The following is an 18,012-nucleotide window of genomic DNA, read 5'->3' as shown; positions in this document are numbered from 1 at the left end:
AATTCCTTCAGCATTTACCGGCTATGATAAATAATAGCCTGAAACCCTGCGCTTGAATGGTATATTTTTCAGGGAAAGTCCCTTTGCTTCAATGGTTTAGGGGGTTTTTAATGTGCGAAGTTTGAGTTACATATTAATGATGACGATAATCTTCAATGCAAATTGTCACCTCGAACCGGTACGGATCACCTCCACCAAATAAGAACTCAAATTTTGATACAATTAAAGCCGCCTTGTGATGAGGTGGTTTTTGTATTTTTTGTATGAAATGGTTTTGAGTAGCGAAAACGATTTATTTGATGAAAATCAGATAAAGAATATGTTAAAATAGTAATAAAAAACATATAGAATATATAATTTGCTGAAATCAATAAGATAAGCACTGCACTTAAAGAATGAAATACGAGCTCAAACTTACAAGTAGGAAAGGAAGGCCCATCTGTGAAAAAACTTAATGATTACCTATACTCCGGCGATACCGTTCTAAAGATTTTACAGCGCTATTCTGAAGATTTGAAACAGTCAGCCAAAGAAACCAATAACCAGATTGAGCTGTTGCATTGTAATTTTCTGCTGCAGATTGCGGAACTTTTGCAACACAACGATTTCCTGACTTCCCAATCCCAGCGGATTCGGGAGTTTTATAAACTGATGGCCAATGATTATCCTTTTCTGGCATTTACGTTTAAGGGACGCATTAAATCGCTGATCCGCGCGGAAGCAAAATTTAACGGATACATTGTCGAATATATTTACGATTATTATATTAATCACGGCAATTACCCGTCGCTGCCGGAACTCAAAAACGCCTTAAACTGTTTTCGCGATCTGATTGCCTACCGAATCGTGATTTCGCTGCCGAAATGTAATCTGAAAGCGGGCGAGATCGGCGCCGATGAAGAAATAAAATATCTCTATGACGTTGCCAATCAGTTACCTGGTTTCATGGAGGAACGGGGATTTACCGCCGAACTGTCGACGTTAACGGGTCAGCAAAAATCGCCATTGTTAAAAGAGCATACAAGTCCATACTATCGGGATTATATTGAAAATTCCGAGGCGACGGGCTATCAGTCACTGCATATCACCTTTTATGATAACATTGCCCGTTGTTATGTGGAAGTACAGCTCCGCACCAAAGAAATGGACGATTTTGCCGAGATTGGCCCGGCGAATCATCTCGGTTACGAAAAACGACAGGAAAGTGAACGCGCCCGACGCGAGGCAATTCCCCAAGGCGAAAATATTTATTTTGATGATGCCTATGAACGCGTTATCACCTTGCAGCAGCTGGAATTAGCAAAATTGGATGTCAATATGTTTTCAGCCATGGATAATTCGCTCATCAATGATGGCTGCGGGCTCTACCGCGGCAGACTGATTCTGCCCTATGAGCATCTGTCACGATTTCAGAATGATCTGATTGATTAGTTATTTGTGAAGTATCTTAACAAAAGTAAGTAATGATAGCAACAGTATCAGCTAAGCCGTGTCGGTAAAACATTGCAAAAACTTCTGATTCAGTGTAAGATAATGATAACATTTTAACGGGAGTGGGTTTAAAAATCGGTACCGATCGTTTGTATTATTTGATATTAGAGCGAATAACGTAGAGATTTTCAGCCGAAAAATTATAATGACGGGGGTGCTGTGATGAACTTAAACGATCAAAAAAAAGATGATTTCGCCAAACAGTTTTCAGTTGGTTTAGTCCTTTTTGTAATGCTGTTGATGGTTGGTGTTATTTTATTTCAGTACGCCCCGATTATTGCTTTTTTCTGGCTTAGTGGCCTTGGTTTTGGCTATATTTTACAGCGCTCCCGCTTCTGTTTTGTCGCGGCGTTCCGGGATCCCGCTTTGACCGGCAGCACCGCTGTGACCCGTGGGGTGCTGGTGGCACTGGCCTTGACAACCATCGGTTTTACGGCGGTTAAATATTTTTATCACCTCACCAGCCAAACCATCCCGGGACAAAGCTATATTGCTTCCATCGGCATGAATACCGTGGTTGGTGGGATCATTTTTGGCATTGGGATGGTGATCGCCGGGGGGTGTGCCTCGGGGATGCTGATGCGGATCGGTGAAGGTTTCGAGATGCATCTGATCACCCTGGTCGGCTTTTTTTTGGGTACCATGCTGGGCAATAATCATCTGCAGTGGTGGAACAATCATTGGATGTGGATCAAAGAAGGGGTGTTTTTGCCTGATTTGTTCGGTTGGGCAGGGGCCCTGATTATCCAGCTGCTGGTCATCGCGCTATTGTACGGACTGGCGATCAAATGGGAGGAAAAACAGGAACTGTAAAGGCGACTTTTTTATTCAAAGCGGTTTGCCTATGCGGCAGCAATGATTTATTCTAAAATATGAGCAAATAAAGCGGGGAAAAGCGATGGATAGGGAAGATCAGAAAAATTTCAGAAAATGGTTTAAGCCGTCATGGTCCTATGTGACCGGGGCGGTGTTATTATCGGTCCTTCAGGTCATTACCCTGATTGTTACCCAGGAGCCACTGGGTATTACCAGTGCCTTTTCTTACTGGGCTATCCGTCTGCAAGACGTTCTGGGTTTTGGGACGCCCGCACAGCTGACAATGGTTACCCAATTGTTAGGCGCCCGGGAGACCTTATGGTTTGAGGAAAATCTGGTCACCCTGCGTAATCTGGGGATCATTTTGGGGGCGTTATTATCAGCGTTGCTGGCATCCCAGTTCAGACTTAAGAAAATCAAATCGGGGCAGCAGGCCCTGACCGCATTGCTGGGGGGACTCTTGATGGGCTATGGTTCCAGCATCGCAGCGGGCTGCAATATCGGCGCCTTTTTCAGTGGGATCGGATCGATGTCCTTGTCCGGCTGGGTGTTCGGTCTTTTTTTGTTTATCGGGGCGTTTATCGGCGGAAAATTGCTGATCCGGTTTCTGATTTAACCGCCCTTGCGTCGTACATCCCGGCGTAATTATTAAATTGCTGATGATCAGAAAGATAAACTGTGATAAAATGATCACAAAGAATTAAAAAAATGAGGAAGTGATGATACTTGCATATTGAATATCTTGAAAATTTTTATCAGGTGGCAAAAGCGAAAAGCATATCAAAGGTGGCCATTGAAAACCATCTCTCCCAATCGGCGTTAAGTCAGCAGATTTCCAAGCTGGAAAAAGATTTTGACAGCACCTTGCTGATCCGCAGTAATAAAGGGGTAGAATTGACCGAAAAAGGAAAAATTGTTTATCAGTATGCGGGTAACATCGTGCGCACCGTTAAGATGATGCGGGCCAAACTGGAAGAAAGCGATCAGGTTTTAAAAGACATCAAAATTGAAGCTTTCTGGACCATCGCGAATTACTCGTTACCCTGTGTGATGTATAAGGTCAAGAAACGGTTTCCCCAGAATAATTACGAAATCCGGTCCAACAAAGCGCTGACCATTGAAGAAAATATTATTAACAATATCTGCGATCTCGGGGTGATTTACGGCAAACCTCATAATGAGCGGCTGACATCTTTTAAAATCGGGGTTGACAAGCTGGTGCTGGTGGCCCCGGCGGACTTTGACATCCCCGATACCATCAGTCTCAGTGATCTGCCGGATTATCCGCTGATTATTCTCAATGACAGCATGGATTTAACTCGGGTGATCCTAAAGAAAATGCAGCAAACCGGTAACAGCGATACGCCCCTGAATATTTTATACAAAAGTGATTCCATCGAATCTGTCAAGGCCTCGGTGATGAACGAATTCGGGATCGGCTTTTTACCCTATATTGCCATAAAAAAAGAGCTGTACCGCAAGCAGATCAAGGCCATCGAGATTACTGATCTGACCATTGAATACGAGATGTATCTGATTTATGACGAAACCGAAAACAACCATGTGATCATCGATTTTATCAAATACTTTAAGGATATTGCCCGAAAAAGTTTGTGTTAACAGCGCTTGAAATTCATCCCAAACTGCGATTAATGGCAAAGCAGGCTCAGGATTTGGTAATCAAGATTTCCCAGACCCCGACAATGACTTCGTCTGAGCTAATCTGATGTTTTTTAAACTTGCTCGATACAGACTCCAGAACACAGCTGTGATCGGTAATGATTTTGATGGTGTCGCCGGATGCCAGTTTTTTAAATTCTTTTTGAGCTTTCAGGACTGGAATGGGACACATATCCCCCAGACAATCAATGGTTATCATGGATCAGCCGCCTTATCTTTTTTTGGTTTTTAGTATAACATATTAAAATATTTTTCGGTAGGGTTATTTATCGGCCGGTAGGGAGTTTAAATGGATAACGAAGTCAAATTGGATCAGGCAGCAGCCTGGGAACCGGAAGTCAGTATTGTCATCCCGGTCTATAACAGTGCCCAATCGATCAGCGAATTAATCAGCCGGCTGTCGGCCACCCTGGCAGAACAGCGGCTGAGCTTTGAGCTGATTCTGGTTGACGATTGCTCCGTGGATGATTCCCGGGCTGTGATCCGGGAGCTGGCAACCCGGGATGAGCGGATTATTTTAATAGCCCGGGATCACAATGCCGGCCAGCAGGCGGCCATTAAGACCGGGCTGGGTCGCTCCCGGGGACGCTGGGTCGTGACCATCGACGACGATCTGGAACAACAGCCGGAAGATATTCCGCTGTTGCTGGATCAGATTAAAAGCGGCTTTGACGTGGTTTACGGCATTCCCGACCGGTCCGGCTATCCGTTTTACCGGCAATCGGGATCCAAACTGGTGGATCTTTTTTTTACCCTGATTCTGAAAAAACCGAAAAGCATCCGGGTTGGCAGCTTTCGGGTGCTCAACCGAAAAATCGTTGATCAGATCGTTGAAGACCAGACCCCCTTTGTTTATATCACGGCCATCACCCTGCGCCTTACCAAGAACATTGGCAATGTCAAGGTGGCTTATCAGCCCCGGCGCTATGGCAAATCCAACTATACGGTTAAGAAACTGAGTCTGCTGTTCTTGCGGCTGTTTTATTACTACGGCATCAACCGCGGACACCATGCCACGAATACAGAAACGGACAAAATCATAAATAAAGGACGGAAATAAGCATGCGACTGCAAATTTTAGGCGGCGGAAACAATCAGCTGGGGGCCATTCGCCGGGCGGCTGAACAGGGACACGAGGTGGTCCTGGTGGATTATTATAAAAATCCGCCGGGCCGGAAATATGCGGCCTTTAATGAGGTGGTCAGCACCTTTGATGTTGAAAAAAACATTGAGATCGCAAAAAAGTACCGGGTTGACGGGGTCATGACCATGGGCACCGACCAACCGGTTTATACTGTCGCCCGGGTGGCCGAGGCCTTACAGCTGCCGGCCTTTCTGGATGTGCCAACGGCCCGGGCCGTGACCAATAAAGAAGTCATGAAAGCGATTATGAACGACAACCAGATTCCCACCGTGCCCTATCGTTTTCTGACCACCGCGGCCGGGGTCGCGGAGCTTGAAAACATCCCCTTTCCGGTGGTCATCAAACCGCTGGACAGTCAGGGGCAGCGAGGCGTTTTTAAACTCAACAGCCCGGCGGAGGTGATCAACAGCCTGCCGGAAACCCTGTCATTTTCCCGGGCCGACAAAGTGCTACTGGAGTCCTATTATCCCAGTGATGAAATTACCGTCAGCGCCTGGGTTGATCAGGGAGTGCCGGAGATTTTGACCATTACTGATCGCGAGAGCTTTTCCTTTGAACGTAATATTGGCATCTGTTATGCTCATGAATATCCCAGCCGCCATCACAACCGGTCGCCGGAGATCCAAACGCTGGTTGACAAGATCACCCGGGCCTTTCAGATTAAGGCCGGACCACTCTATATTCAGCTGCTGGTGGGGGACCAGGGGATTGTTGTCAATGAGGTGGCCGGCCGGATCGGCGGCGCCCATGAGGATATCTTTATTCCGTATCTGACCGGCTTTGATATTCTCGATCGGGTCATTAATTTTTCGCTGGGGATCGAGGCTACTCCACCGTTGCCACGAGCAGCGCGTCTTAGTGAGCACTTATCGGTGCAGTTGTTTTTTGCCAAACCGGGCAAAATAGCCAGCCTGACCAGTCTGGAGCGCCTCAGTAAGCTGCCCGGGGTGATTGCCGCCGGTTACAATGTGGCCGTCGGCGAGACCCTGGAAACCATTGCCAATGCCACCGCCCGAGCCGGCTATCTGGTGATTGCCGAAACCTCGGCGCGCGCCTTGCATCAAGTCATCAATCAGGCTTACAAGGTTTTAAAAATCAGCGACGAACAGGGTCAGCATCTGGTGATCCAGCCCAAGACCTATCTTGACTGATTGCCACAACCGGCAAAAATGGTTAGGGGAGGATGGACGAATTAATACGCAGAAGAAAAAGGGGGGACACAATTGAAAAAGTTTATGATCATCTTATCGATAATGGTGCTGTTGCTGACAGCCGGCTGTGCCAAAACAGAAACAGCCGGTGGCCAGAAAACCATCCGCATTGCCGAACAATATGGGATTGCCTATGCACCGGTGCAAATCATGAAAGCCCAGGGCCTGCTCGAAAAAAACTGCCCGGGGATCGCGATTTCCTGGGAACAGATGAACAATACCGCGGCTATTCGCGAAGCCATGGTGGCCGATCGACTGGATGCCGGGTTTATGGCCATTCCGCCATTTCTGATCGGTTGGGATAACGGGATGGACTGGAAAATTGCCACCGGACTCTCATCGGTGCCCACCGGGCTGGTCACCAACACCAGTATCAACAACCTGGCCGAACTGAGCGAAAAAGACCGCATTGCGGTACCGCAGCCGGGCTCAGTCCAGCATATCCTGCTGGCCATGGCCTGTGACCGGGACTTTGGCTATCCCCAGAAACTGGACAACCAGCTGGTGACCCTGTCCCATCCCGATGGTATGAATGCCCTGCTTTCCGGCGGCGATGTAACTGCCCACTTTACTGCCACTCCGTACCTGGAAAAAGAGCTGGCTACCCCGGGATTTCATCAGATCCTCTCCGGGAACGAAGCCTTTGGCGGTGAGTTCTCATTTATTGTCGGGGTGACCACTAAAAAGCTGCATGATCAAAATCCCGAAGTTTATGCTGCCTTTAATCAAGCGGTGGCCGAAGCGATTACCTTTATCAAGGACCATCCCCAGGAAGCGGCGGTGATTCTCAGTGACGCCTATGATTTGCCGGAAGCGGGCGTGTTGGCTTATCTGTCTGCCGCCGATACCGAATACAGCCAGACCGTCAAAGGCCTGCAGACCTTTTCTGATTTTATGCTGAAAACCGGGTATCTGAAGAAAAGTTTCGAAAACCCTACGGCGGTCATTTGGGAGCAAACCGATTATGAAGATTAAAGAACTCTTTCTCAAGCCCTATTCAAAATATATCTGGATCGCGTTAATGCTGGTGGCCTGGGAACTGACAGCGAAACTGGCACCCGTGAGTCCCCTGGCGTTTCCATCGCTGGAGTTGATTCTGACTGCCTTAATCGATTCGATCATCAATGGGGATATCCTGATGCAGATGCTGTTTTCCCTGGGGTTGATCTTAATCGGCCTGGGAATTGGCGTGGCACTGGCCTTTATGATGTCATTTCTGTCAGTGGTGAGTCCGGTCTTTGCCAGTTTTACCGATACCTGCGTTTCTATTTTTCATCCCTTACCGGGGATTGCGCTGTTGCCGCTGATCATTCTCTGGATTGGGACTGGTAGTATGGCGATCTTGTTTATCATTGTCCATTCGGTTTTATGGCCGATGATTCTCAATATGACCGCCGGCTTCAAGGCCATTCCCGAAGTCTATAAAAAAATCGGTAAGAATTATGAATTTAATACCTTGCAGAGTATCATCCGGATCTTTGTTCCGGCCTCGCTGTCCTTTTTGATAGCCGGGCTAAAAATCAGCTGGGCCCGGGGCTGGCGGGCCGCCATCTCGGCGGAAATGATCTTTGGCGCCTCCGGTGGAATCGGCGGGATTGGCTGGTATATCTTTAATAAACGGGTCTTTATGGATACCGCCGGGGTTTATGCCGGGATTCTGATGATTATCGCGGTGGGGATCTTTGTCGAAGATGTTGTTTTTGGCCAGCTGGAGAAAAATACCATTAAAAAGTGGGGTGTGGCATGAAGCCGATTATTGAAATCTGCGGATTGGGCAAATCTTATGAGGGGCGGCCGGTGCTGGCCGACATTAATCTGGAAATCGGACCCGGCGAGCTGATCTGCGTCATCGGCGCCTCCGGTTGTGGTAAAAGTACCCTGCTGAACCTGATCGGCGGCTTTGTCAAAGCGGATCAGGGCGAAATCCGGCTCAACGGGAGGCTGGTGGAAAAACCCAGTCGCCAATGCATCATGGTGTTTCAGGAATTTGATCAGCTGTTTGCCTGGCAGACGGTCCGCCATAATATTGAATTTGCGTTAAAAAAAGCCCCGGAGCGCTTGAGTCATCCGGAAATCAGGAGCCGGGCCGATCATTATCTGGCGATGGTCAAACTCAGCGATTTTGGTGATTATTATCCCAACCAGTTGTCCGGTGGGATGAAGCAGCGGACGGCCCTGGCCCGGGCCCTGGCACTGTCGCCCCAGGTACTGCTGATGGATGAGCCCTTCGGCAGCCTTGATGCCCAAACCAAACGGGAGCTGCAGGAGACCCTGCTGGAGATCCGCCAGGAAACGCTGGCGACCACAGTTTTTGTGACCCATGATATCCGCGAGGCCCTCTATCTGGCCGACCGGATTGTGGTGCTGAAAGCCGGGGCGGTGGCTGCGGTGATCAAGAACCAGACCCGCAATACCGATGAAACCCGGGTGGCCGAAATCACGGCGCTGTTGTCACCCTGAAAATATGGATCGACCAGGGCCTGGCATCAATCAGGGGGGCCAGATTGGTGCCGTAACTGGCGTCGTTAAAGACCGTGATTTCTTCGCAGTGCGCGGCGAGAAAGGCGGTCATCTCAGCAGCAATCGGGGTGAGATCACCATACATCACCTCGTAGCGGGGATGGTTTGCGATGATCAAGCCCAGTTCGTCGTAATAGATGATGACCTCAATCTGCTCGGCCGCGACGTAGTCGGCAAAGGTGATCCCCTGGTCATCCAGGTATTGCAGGTTGCGGTAGTCAAGCAGCTGGCCATCGGCAAAGGCATATTCGGCGTTTAAATTGCCGAGGATCTTGGGGTTGCCGGGAATGGCGGTCTGGATCTGAGAGAGATAAGTAGCATAGGAATTGGCCGGAGGGTGCAGCCCGGTCAGCGTCAGCACCGCGGTTATCAGGACCAACAGTCCCGGTAGCCATTTTTTTTTGCGTTTTTTTTCAGAGGCTTGCCGTTGATTGGGCATCTGGTCCGGATAAACACTTTCCAGCAGCAGCACGGTCAGCAGGTACATCAGCGGAAAGATAAAAACAACACTGGTGACATTGTAGCGGCCGATCACAAAAATCCCCAGATTAACGCCGAAAATCAGCAGCAGCGGCAGCCGCAGTGGCTGATCGCGGGGCGTTGAGCGGTGTTTCAGCAGCAGTCCCAGGCTGAGCAGCACCACCGCCGCAAAAACAAGCAGCTGAAAACGGATATTGGGCATGTAATACTCGATGCTGAATTGGTTAAACAGGTGCTGGTAAAAAAGCAGCAGACCCTGCCACTTGCCCAGCAGTCCGTCGCCAACCCCGAAGTTTTGGCCCTGCTGCGTGTAGTGGGTCAGATAGTCGGGATCCATGGCGATACTGAGGCCAATAAACAGCACGGCAAACAGGCCGATCACCAGCACCAACAGAGCCAGATTGCGCCAGCTGATTTTCTTCTGCCAGAGATAATAAGCATAGCCCAGACCAATGGTCACGGCCACCATTAAAATGTTGGGATGAACGCCGATTCCCAATCCGACAATGATCCCCAGCCCCAGATCATCGCGGTAGCGATGGCGATCAATCCGGCTGATCAGCAGATAAAGAGCCAGCACCAGAATAAAAACAATGATGATCTCCTGACGGGCCAGATGGGAAGCGTAAAGATACTGTAGATCCAGCGATAACAGCAGCGTGGCCAGTAGCGCCGTGCCGGCCGATCGACAAAAAAGCCGGCCGAGTTTGTAAAAAAAATACAGCGTGGCCACTGAAAAGAGCAGTGAAATCAGTCGGAAGGTAAAAATCTGATAGCCGAACAGTTGCATAAAACCAGCCTGAAGCAGATGAAACAGCAGCCGGATGGCGTGGGGATAGCGTTGATAGATATTGAAAAAAGGCTCGGTGACACCGATGTCGCCGGTGACCGCGATATGCCGGGACAAGCCGCTGAGCCAGGACTCGTCAGAATGAACATAGGGAAAAGCGGTCAGAAACAGCAGATTGACGAGAAAATACAAACCCAGATACCAATAGAGGGCTTGCTCGGAGCGGGTTAATTGATTAACGGCACTGCTCATATTGGTCGCCGTTTTTTTGCGTTTTAAATGGGTCTTGTTATCATCCATCGATGCCACCTCAAATTAATTCTCAAACCGAGTGACGGATATCGGTTGGGTTCGTTTTATTGAGTATAACATAAAGCCGGGCCGGGATCACGGAATTATCATCGGGGAAAGTGCCATTAATAACACTAATGCTGCATTACAAAGACTGGGGACTCAAACGCTTGACGATCGGTTACAATGTTGTTAAATAATTAATTAACGAACTGGAGGAAAAGAAAATGTTAAAAAGAAGTCGTGTTTTAGTTTTATTGGTATTGCTCAGCACCATGATATTTGTCAGTGCCTGTAGCACTGGCACCGCACAAACAGGTGGCAAGACCGAGGCCGATCCGGTTGTTACCGCCGTCAATGAGTATTTTGCCAGCATGCCGGAAGACATCTACAAGATTGATCAGGTTGCTTTCGTGGACAAGGTGAAAGCCGGCGAAGCGATGACCATCATCGATATCCGTAGTGCCGATGCTTATGCCCAGGGCCATATCAAAGGCGCCCTGAGTATGCCATGGGGTCCTAACCTGGCAGAAAACCTGACCAAAATTCCAGCCGATAAACCGGTCATGATTTATTGTGTCACCGGACAAACCGCCGGACAGACAGTTGCGTTATTGAATATCGCCGGATTCGACACTAAATCAGTTAACTTGGGTTGGAACCTGGGAATTTCTAAAGTAGAAGGCGTGGATGCCGTCATTGAAACGACTCCCAATGCTTTTGATGATGCCGTCAAAACAGAAATTGATCCCGCGATTCAGGAAGCCGTCGTTGCTTATTATGCCGGCCTGACCGATGTGAAAGATACTAAGTTTGCCAACTACAAAATTACCGAAGACGATGCTAAAGCCGCACTGGATGCCAAAGATGCAACCATCACCTTCCTGGACGTCAGAAAAGCAGAAGATTTTGCCAAAGGCCATATTGAAGGCGCTGTCAACATACCTTTTGGTAAAGGCATGGAAACACAGTTTGGCACCCTGCCAACCGACAAAACCATCATCGTTTATTGTTACACCGGACAAACCGCTGGACAGACAGTAGCCGGCTTACGGTTACTGGGTTATGATGCGGTATCGCTTAACTCCGGAGCCGGAACTGCCGCCACTGGTACCGCTGGCTGGACAAACAAAGGCTACCCACTGGTAACCAATTAATTAACGGTAGACTTTCAAAAAGATAACCTAGTACCGACAATTGTTACATCATGTTGTACGCATCGGAGCGGACATGGCAACGCCTGTCCGATTCCGCAGCGAACAACAGATTAACAATTGGTCGGTACGGTGGTTTTTGACAACCTCACATGAAGTGGCATTTTGCCACTTCATGTTTATTTAGACCTGATAGGAGGGTAAAATAATGGATATTTCTAATCGAATCGATCTACCAAAAACAAATGAAATAACTAAAAAGAAAAAAATACAGCCGGTTATCGGCCTGGCCTTATTTATTGCAGTTGTCGTTTTTGGGGTCGTCAAAGGAAATGTGGATCAGAAACTGACCCTGTTTCTGATGACCGGTTTAGCCCTGGGTTATATTTTAACCCGCTCCCGCTATGGCTTTGCCGGCGGGTTCAAACGGATCTATGTCACCGGCGAAGGCAGCCTCAGCACGGCGCTGCTGGTGATGTTTGCGCTTGCCATGGTTCTGGCCGCCGGGATTCAGTGGTCCGCCACGATGTCCGGGGCTGATGTGCCGGGGTTAAGTTCAGTTAAATTTTTAAACATCTCTATTTTACTGGGCGGGTTTATCTTTGGCATCGGGATGATGCTGGCCGGGGGCTGTGCTTCCGGAACCCTCAGTGATTTAGGTGAAGGCGCCGGACGAGCGATGATTGCGATGACCACCTTTGTACTGGGCTCACTGCCGGGCTTGATGGCTCAGGATGCGCTGAACAATTCAGCCATCGGCCAGATCGGGATCAAGCTTTATCTGCCGGATGTCCTCGGTTATGTGGGCGCCGTGGTGGTCTCGCTACTGATGCTGGCCGGTCTTTATCTGGTGGTGCGCAAATATGAAAACTTCCGTAAAAAAGAAGGCTACTATGAAGCCACCGTCTACGAAGACCAGGAATTGCCGATCCCCAATCAAGAGCCGTTTAAACTGTTCAGCTATGCGACCTTCCATAAGCTTTTTGTCCAACGCTGGAGTTTTATGATCGGCGGGATTCTGCTGGCGCTGATGTTTGCTTTTATTCTGATCTCCACCGGCCACAGCTGGGGCGTAACCGGCCCATTTGTATCCTGGGGCGTCGCCTTCCTGCAGCTGTTTGGGGTGCAATTTACCGCGCCGGTTTTTGCTGATGCGGTGGCAACCGCCAATGGGGGCATTTTAAATGATCCCGGCTCGCTGCGCAACATCGGTATTATTCTCGGTGCCGCGATCGCCTTTTTATTGGCTGGCCGGTTTGCCTTTGACGGGAAATTTAAAGTTAAAGACGTTATTTACTATCTGATCGGCGGATTTTTAATGGGCTTTGGAGCCAGACTGGCCGGCGGCTGTAACATCGGGGCGTTGTTCTCGGGGATTGCCAATTTTTCACTGTCCGGGTGGGGATTCTTCCTGACTCTGTGGCTGGGCGGAATATTAGCGCTGAAAGTTTTTGCCGGAAAGGTCAACATTATTCCCCCAGACCGATATCAGAAATAACAATTTTGCGTGAGCAACTGAGCACAACAATCACGACATCATGACAAATTCAAAAATTTTAATCAGAAGGAGAAGACAAATGGGAAAAAAAGTAGTCATTATCGGCGGCGTTGCTGGAGGCGCTTCAGTGGCGGCGCGAACAAGAAGACTGGATGAAGCGGCTGAAATTATCATGTTTGAAAAAGGGCCAAACGTATCCTTTTCAAATTGCTGTCTGCCCAATCACCTCAGTGGCATGATTGAAAATAGTGAAGATCTGGTGTTGATGACACCGGATGTCTTTAAAAAACAATATAACATTACCGCCCGGGTCAACCAGGAAGTGGTGGGGATCAATCCCGAGCAAAAAACCGTCCGGGTTAAAGACCTGCTGGCCGGGAAAGAATATGAAGAAAGCTATGATGCCCTGTTTATGGCGCCGGGGGCCAATCCCATCGTCCCTAAAATTTCTGGTTATGACAAAGCCCATGTTTTTTCGGTCAAAAATGTGGTAGATATTGATAAGATCAATAAGTTTATGCAAAATGGCGTCAAAGACGTGGTCGTCGTTGGCGGCGGTTTTATCGGTGTCGAAGTGGCCGAAAATCTGAAATTGTCAGCGGCCGGCTTTAACGTCACCCTGGTTGAAAAAGCCGATCAGATCATGTGCACCCTGGACTATGACATGGTTCAGATTCTCCACAAAGAGCTGCTCGACAATGGCGTTCAGTTGATTCTCGAAGATGCCATCGCCACCATCAATGATGATTCAGTGGTCCTGGAATCGGGCCAAACCCTGCCCGCCCAGGCCGTCGTCATGGCCATCGGAGTTACCCCGGATACCCGCCTGGCTCAGCAAGCCGGACTGGAAATTGGCGAAACCGGGGCAATTCTGGTTAACCATCATTATCAGACCAGCGTGCCAAACATCTATGCGGTCGGCGATGCCGTGGAAGTCTATCATCAGCTGACCCACAAGAAAACCAAACTGGCGCTGGCCGGACCGGCCCAGAAACAGGCTCGTGCCGCCGCTGATCACCTTTACGGCATTCCCACCCGGAACAATGGGGTGATTGGTTCTTCCTGTATCAAGATCTTTGAAATGAACGTGGCCTCCACCGGGTTAACCGAAGCTAACGCCACCCGCTGCGGGATTCCCCATGACATGGTGTACCTGATTCCCGGCGATATTGTCGGCATCATGCCGGACGCCACGCCCTTCTTTTTAAAGTTGGTTTTTGAAGTACCCACTGGAAAGATCATTGGGGCCCAGGCAGTCAGTAAGGGTAATGCCACCAAGCGGATCGATGTGGTTGCCGCGATGATTTCCATGGGCGCCACCCTGGAAGACCTCAAAGAACTGGAGCTCTGCTATGCTCCCGCTTTCAGTACCGCCAAGGATCCGGTCAATTTCGCTGCCATGGTCGCCCTGAATATTCTGAATGGCGAATTCAAGCAGGTACCGGTGACCGCCGTGCGCGGTTTGGTGGAAAGCAATGCCTTTATCATTGATGCCCGAGAGCCCGATGAGTTTGCCCAAAGCCACCTGATCAATGCGGTGAACATTCCACTGAGTGAATTCCGTCAACGATTGACCGAGATTCCCAAAGACCAGCCGGTTTACATCCATTGCCGCAGCGCTCAGCGCAGCTATAATATGACCCGGGCCCTGGGACAGCTGGGCTACGACAATATCTTCAACGTATCCGGTTCCTTCCTGGGGATCTGTACCTACGAATATTTCAACGACCAGACAAAGAACCGCAGACCTATTGTAACGGACTATAATTTTTGTTAAGATAGAAACAACTAAACGATTGAAAAACGGTATGTGAATTATCAGAAAACAACAGGCTAAAGGCCCGGAATCAGGAGGAAACATGCAGAACAAGAAGGATTTTAACAAAAACCATCGGATGCTGACGCTCTTGACCTGGGCCTTTATTTTTCTGGTCTGGTTTATCATTACCCGCTTCAATCTGGTTTCCCACCTGATTGTGCCATCCCCGGGGGAAGTGATCCAGACCTTTATTGCGATTGTCACAGATGGTTATAATGGCATCAGTCTCTGGGAACATCTGGGCATCAGTATGCTGCGGCTGTTGATCGCCTCGGTGCTGGCCATTGTCACGGCGGTGCCGCTGGGGCTGTTCAGCGGTTATTTCAGCAAGGTCGGGGCGGTGGTGGATTCGATCGTTCAGTTTTACCGGCCGCTGCCGCCACTGGCTTATTACGTGGCATTGATTCTGTGGCTGGGGATTGATGAATCGTCCAAGATCACGCTGCTGTATCTGGCGGCCTTTGCGCCGATTTACATTGCCTGTGTTGCGGCGGTGGCCAATATCCGGGTGGAGTATCTGCTCAGTGCCAAGTCCCTGGGGGCCAGCGGCAAGGACTTATTTTTTCAGATTGTTTTTCCGGCCTGTCTGCCGGATATTTTTACCAGCATCCGGACGGCGGTGGGGGTGGCTTATACGACCCTGGTATCGGCGGAAATGATTGCCGCCACCTCGGGTCTGGGCTGGATGGTCATTGATGCGTCCCGGTACTTAAAAAGCAGTGTCATCTTTGTCGGGATCATCATCATGGGGATCTCGGGGGTGCTGATTGATCAGGGACTGAAAGCCCTGGAAAAGAAAATTGTTTTCTGGAAAGGCTACCAATAGGGGTGGCTTCAGACTACCGTACCGACCAATTGTTAATCTGTTGTATGCGCACAATTCGTACAGTTGCATCAAGGGTTGTCAAAATAAGATGTTTCAGTTTGCAACTGTTCGCCTTGAGGCACACAACATGATGTAACAATTGTCGGTACTGGGTTATCTGTTAAAGAATACACTTGCTATTTGATCTGAAGTAAAAGGGCTACCAATAGGAGGTTAGGAAATGAAAAGAGTAATAAAGAAAAAGGTCTGGGTGCTGGCGGTGCTGGTGGCTGTGGTTGCGGTGGTGGCGCTGTTTAGCGGCTGTCAAAATCAGAGCGATCAGGGCAGTTTGCCGAAGAAGGTGAATATTGGTTATCTGCGGGTGCCCAATGATGAGATGGTCAGTAAGACCAAGGCGGTCTATGAGGCCTATTTCAATGAACTGGGGGTACCCTATGAATTTATCGTCTTTGATTCCGGGGTGGATGCCAACAAGGCGCTGGCTTCGGGCAGCATCGACTTTGCCACCATGGGTAATACCAATGGCATTATTGCCTTGTCCCGGGGGATCGATGTGGAACTGATCTGGATCCATGAGGTGCTGGGCGAAATTGAGGGGCTGGCGGTGAAGAACGGCAGCAATATCACCAAACCGGAAGATCTGGTGGGTCAGAAGATTGCCACGCCGTTTGCCAGTACCGCTCATTACAGCTTGCTGAATTATCTCAAAGAAGCGGGGATTGAAAATCAGGTCCAGCTATTGGATATGCAGACCGCCGAAATCGTGGCCGCCTGGGAGCGGGGCGATATCAATGCCGCCTATAGCTGGCAGCCGACCCTGGGTGATCTGACCCAAAATGGGACGATTCTGGTCAGCAGTGCAGATATGGCCGCCAAAGGCTATGTCACCGCCAATGTCTGTCTGGTCCGCAAAGAGTTTTCGGCCCAGTACCCAGAGCTGGTGGCTGGCTTTGTGAAATGCCTCAGTGACGGCGGCGATCTCTATCGCAGCAATCCGCAGGAAGCCGCAGCGGCAGTGGCCGCGGAACTGGGGATCAGCACCGAAAACGCCCTGATGCAGATGACCGGATCAATCTGGCTGACGCCGGAAGAACAGCTCAGCACCGATTATATGGGGACGGCCGGGCAGCCCGGGAATTTTGCCAAAATCATGAAGGATACCGCCGATTTTCTGCAAAGTCAGAAATCCATTGATCATGCGCCCAGTCAGGAAGAATTTGACGCCTTTATCAATTCAAGCTATATCGAAATGTCACTAGAATAATGACACGAGGTTGTCGACAAACTACCGTACCGACCAATTGTTAATCTGTTGTATGCGCGCAATTCGTACAGTTGCAATAAACAATTCGAATAACTAAGCCTTTTGCTGCAACTGTTCGCCTTGAGGCACACAACATGATGTAACAATTGTCGGTACTGAGTTGTCTTTTTAACAGTCTGATGACATTAGAATAATGTTAAAAATAAGGAAGGAAGCAGATGAACAACGAGCTGATCATCGAAATTGACAATTTAACCGTGGATTATCCCACCGAAAATGAATCGGTCCGGGCCCTGGATGGGGTTGATCTGAAGATCTATCAGCACGATTTCATCTGCGTGCTGGGGCCCTCGGGCTGTGGCAAAAGTACGTTGCTTAACGTCATTGCCGGGTTTACCCTGCCCAGTGACGGGAGCTTTTTAATGCAGGGCCAGCCGGTTGCCGGACCGGACAGTCAACGGGGGGTAGTGTTTCAGTCGGCGTCCCTGTATCCCTGGATGAGCGTCCGCAAAAATGTCGAGTTTGGCCCGAAAATAAAAGGTCTGCCCGCCGTTGAGATCAACCGGATTGCCAGTCATTATCTGGACCAGGTACATTTGCTGGAGGTAGCCGATCAGCCGCCTTTTCAGTTATCCGGGGGAATGAAACAGCGGGTTGCCCTGGCCCGGGCGCTGGCCAATGAGCCGGCGATCCTGCTGCTGGATGAACCCTTCGGCGCCCTCGATGCGCTGACCCGGATTCACATGCGGCAGCTGGTCCGTAAAATCTGGCAAGAAGACCAGAACACTATTTTTATGATCACCCACGATGTTGACGAGGCCCTGTCCCTGGGGACCCGGCTGCTGGTGATGTCCAAAAGTCCCGGCACCATTATCCGGGAATTCAGCGTCGCTTTTTGTGACCGGGTTGATCAACGCACCGGCCGGGTTCACGTCGATGCCGACTATCTGGCCCGGCGCGAAGAAATTCTCGATCTGATTGATGTTTAAGAATCGCAACAGGCGTTGATGCACCAGCTTTAAGATAAA

General features: G+C 49.5%; 17 protein-coding genes. 15 read left to right on the top strand and 2 right to left on the bottom strand.

The window, feature by feature from the left end:
- The first annotated feature begins 441 nt into the window (after window positions 1–441).
- From ACWI_RS11150 to ACWI_RS11135, 4 genes are all read left to right on the top strand, one after another.
- Entirely contained in the window at window positions 442–1,431 is a 990-nt protein-coding gene (locus tag ACWI_RS11150; RefSeq protein ID WP_070371511.1) for a nucleotidyltransferase family protein, read from the top strand.
- Between the two features lie 222 nt (window positions 1,432–1,653).
- Window positions 1,654–2,304 (top strand): YeeE/YedE thiosulfate transporter family protein, encoded by a 651-nt coding sequence (locus ACWI_RS19475; protein WP_070371510.1) that lies wholly within the window; start codon window positions 1,654–1,656, stop codon window positions 2,302–2,304.
- A gap of 85 nt (window positions 2,305–2,389) precedes the next feature.
- Window positions 2,390–2,923: a YeeE/YedE thiosulfate transporter family protein gene (locus ACWI_RS19470; protein WP_070371509.1), complete on the top strand. Its 534-nt coding sequence runs from the start codon at window positions 2,390–2,392 to the stop codon at window positions 2,921–2,923.
- A 110-nt stretch (window positions 2,924–3,033) separates the two neighbouring features.
- Window positions 3,034–3,927, top strand: a complete 894-nt coding sequence (locus tag ACWI_RS11135; protein ID WP_070371508.1) for a LysR family transcriptional regulator — start codon at window positions 3,034–3,036, stop codon at window positions 3,925–3,927.
- A 46-nt stretch (window positions 3,928–3,973) separates the two neighbouring features.
- Here the strand turns inward: ACWI_RS11135 and ACWI_RS11130 are convergent, their stop codons facing one another.
- Window positions 3,974–4,186 carry a sulfurtransferase TusA family protein gene (locus tag ACWI_RS11130; RefSeq protein ID WP_070371507.1) on the bottom strand — a complete coding sequence of 71 codons (213 nt, stop codon included), beginning with the start codon at window positions 4,184–4,186 and terminating at the stop codon, window positions 3,974–3,976.
- A gap of 90 nt (window positions 4,187–4,276) precedes the next feature.
- On the opposite strand from ACWI_RS11130, the gene ACWI_RS11125 reads away from it, so the two are divergent.
- The 5 genes from ACWI_RS11125 to ACWI_RS11105 all read left to right on the top strand — a co-directional run bounded on the left by ACWI_RS11125 (window position 4,277) and on the right by ACWI_RS11105 (window position 8,802).
- The gene (locus tag ACWI_RS11125) at window positions 4,277–5,047 is read left to right on the top strand and encodes a glycosyltransferase family 2 protein (protein ID WP_070371506.1); all 771 of its coding nucleotides are present in this window, start codon (window positions 4,277–4,279) and stop codon (window positions 5,045–5,047) included.
- A gap of 2 nt (window positions 5,048–5,049) precedes the next feature.
- Complete coding sequence (locus ACWI_RS11120; RefSeq protein WP_070371505.1) at window positions 5,050–6,282, top strand: ATP-grasp domain-containing protein; 1,233 nt, start codon at window positions 5,050–5,052, stop codon at window positions 6,280–6,282.
- Between the two features lie 72 nt (window positions 6,283–6,354).
- On the top strand, window positions 6,355–7,317 hold the full coding sequence (locus tag ACWI_RS11115) for an ABC transporter substrate-binding protein (RefSeq protein ID WP_084633642.1): 963 nt from the start codon (window positions 6,355–6,357) through the stop codon (window positions 7,315–7,317).
- A complete protein-coding gene (locus ACWI_RS11110) occupies window positions 7,307–8,089 on the top strand; it encodes an ABC transporter permease (RefSeq protein ID WP_070371504.1) in 783 nt (260 codons plus the stop codon). The genes ACWI_RS11115 and ACWI_RS11110 overlap by 11 nt, the downstream gene beginning before the upstream one ends.
- Window positions 8,086–8,802: an ABC transporter ATP-binding protein gene (locus ACWI_RS11105; RefSeq protein ID WP_139142357.1), complete on the top strand. Its 717-nt coding sequence runs from the start codon at window positions 8,086–8,088 to the stop codon at window positions 8,800–8,802. The genes ACWI_RS11110 and ACWI_RS11105 overlap by 4 nt, the downstream gene beginning before the upstream one ends.
- Here ACWI_RS11105 and ACWI_RS11100 read toward each other — a convergent pair.
- Entirely contained in the window at window positions 8,780–10,432 is a 1,653-nt protein-coding gene (locus ACWI_RS11100) for an ArnT family glycosyltransferase (RefSeq protein WP_070371502.1), read from the bottom strand. The two genes, ACWI_RS11105 and ACWI_RS11100, sit on opposite strands and share 23 nt — an antisense overlap.
- A gap of 218 nt (window positions 10,433–10,650) precedes the next feature.
- On the opposite strand from ACWI_RS11100, the gene ACWI_RS11095 reads away from it, so the two are divergent.
- From ACWI_RS11095 to ACWI_RS11070, 6 genes are all read left to right on the top strand, one after another.
- Window positions 10,651–11,580 (top strand): rhodanese-like domain-containing protein, encoded by a 930-nt coding sequence (locus ACWI_RS11095; protein ID WP_070371501.1) that lies wholly within the window; start codon window positions 10,651–10,653, stop codon window positions 11,578–11,580.
- Window positions 11,581–11,785: 205 nt separating this feature from the next.
- Window positions 11,786–13,075, top strand: a complete 1,290-nt coding sequence (locus tag ACWI_RS11090; RefSeq protein WP_084633641.1) for a YeeE/YedE family protein — start codon at window positions 11,786–11,788, stop codon at window positions 13,073–13,075.
- A 79-nt stretch (window positions 13,076–13,154) separates the two neighbouring features.
- Entirely contained in the window at window positions 13,155–14,852 is a 1,698-nt protein-coding gene (locus ACWI_RS11085; RefSeq protein WP_070371500.1) for an FAD-dependent oxidoreductase, read from the top strand.
- Window positions 14,853–14,934: 82 nt separating this feature from the next.
- Complete coding sequence (locus tag ACWI_RS11080) at window positions 14,935–15,720, top strand: ABC transporter permease (protein ID WP_070371499.1); 786 nt, start codon at window positions 14,935–14,937, stop codon at window positions 15,718–15,720.
- A gap of 220 nt (window positions 15,721–15,940) precedes the next feature.
- Complete coding sequence (locus ACWI_RS11075; protein WP_070371498.1) at window positions 15,941–16,984, top strand: taurine ABC transporter substrate-binding protein; 1,044 nt, start codon at window positions 15,941–15,943, stop codon at window positions 16,982–16,984.
- A 218-nt stretch (window positions 16,985–17,202) separates the two neighbouring features.
- Entirely contained in the window at window positions 17,203–17,973 is a 771-nt protein-coding gene (locus ACWI_RS11070; RefSeq protein ID WP_070371497.1) for an ABC transporter ATP-binding protein, read from the top strand.
- Window positions 17,974–18,012 lie beyond the last annotated feature (39 nt).

The organism is Acetobacterium wieringae (assembly GCF_001766835.1).
Lineage (GTDB): Bacteria > Bacillota > Clostridia > Eubacteriales > Eubacteriaceae > Acetobacterium > Acetobacterium wieringae.
The sequence above is the reverse complement of the archived record's forward strand: the minus strand, read 5'-3'. Positions and strand labels throughout refer to the sequence as shown.

What these genes read in the sequence shown, in the direction of transcription:
- ACWI_RS11085 (WP_070371500.1), top strand. Translation starts at nt 13,155, where the DNA reads ATGGGAAAAAAAGTAGTCATTATCGGCGGCGTTGCTGGAGGCGCTTCA.
- ACWI_RS11075 (WP_070371498.1), top strand. Translation starts at nt 15,941, where the DNA reads ATGAAAAGAGTAATAAAGAAAAAGGTCTGGGTGCTGGCGGTGCTGGTG.
- ACWI_RS19470 (WP_070371509.1), top strand. Translation starts at nt 2,390, where the DNA reads ATGGATAGGGAAGATCAGAAAAATTTCAGAAAATGGTTTAAGCCGTCA.
- ACWI_RS19475 (WP_070371510.1), top strand. Translation starts at nt 1,654, where the DNA reads ATGAACTTAAACGATCAAAAAAAAGATGATTTCGCCAAACAGTTTTCA.
- ACWI_RS11080 (WP_070371499.1), top strand. Translation starts at nt 14,935, where the DNA reads ATGCAGAACAAGAAGGATTTTAACAAAAACCATCGGATGCTGACGCTC.
- ACWI_RS11070 (WP_070371497.1), top strand. Translation starts at nt 17,203, where the DNA reads ATGAACAACGAGCTGATCATCGAAATTGACAATTTAACCGTGGATTAT.
- ACWI_RS11125 (WP_070371506.1), top strand. Translation starts at nt 4,277, where the DNA reads ATGGATAACGAAGTCAAATTGGATCAGGCAGCAGCCTGGGAACCGGAA.
- ACWI_RS11100 (WP_070371502.1), bottom strand. Translation starts at nt 10,432, where the DNA reads ATGGATGATAACAAGACCCATTTAAAACGCAAAAAAACGGCGACCAAT.
- ACWI_RS11105 (WP_139142357.1), top strand. Translation starts at nt 8,086, where the DNA reads ATGAAGCCGATTATTGAAATCTGCGGATTGGGCAAATCTTATGAGGGG.
- ACWI_RS11090 (WP_084633641.1), top strand. Translation starts at nt 11,786, where the DNA reads ATGGATATTTCTAATCGAATCGATCTACCAAAAACAAATGAAATAACT.
- ACWI_RS11130 (WP_070371507.1), bottom strand. Translation starts at nt 4,186, where the DNA reads ATGATAACCATTGATTGTCTGGGGGATATGTGTCCCATTCCAGTCCTG.
- ACWI_RS11110 (WP_070371504.1), top strand. Translation starts at nt 7,307, where the DNA reads ATGAAGATTAAAGAACTCTTTCTCAAGCCCTATTCAAAATATATCTGG.
- ACWI_RS11095 (WP_070371501.1), top strand. Translation starts at nt 10,651, where the DNA reads ATGTTAAAAAGAAGTCGTGTTTTAGTTTTATTGGTATTGCTCAGCACC.
- ACWI_RS11120 (WP_070371505.1), top strand. Translation starts at nt 5,050, where the DNA reads ATGCGACTGCAAATTTTAGGCGGCGGAAACAATCAGCTGGGGGCCATT.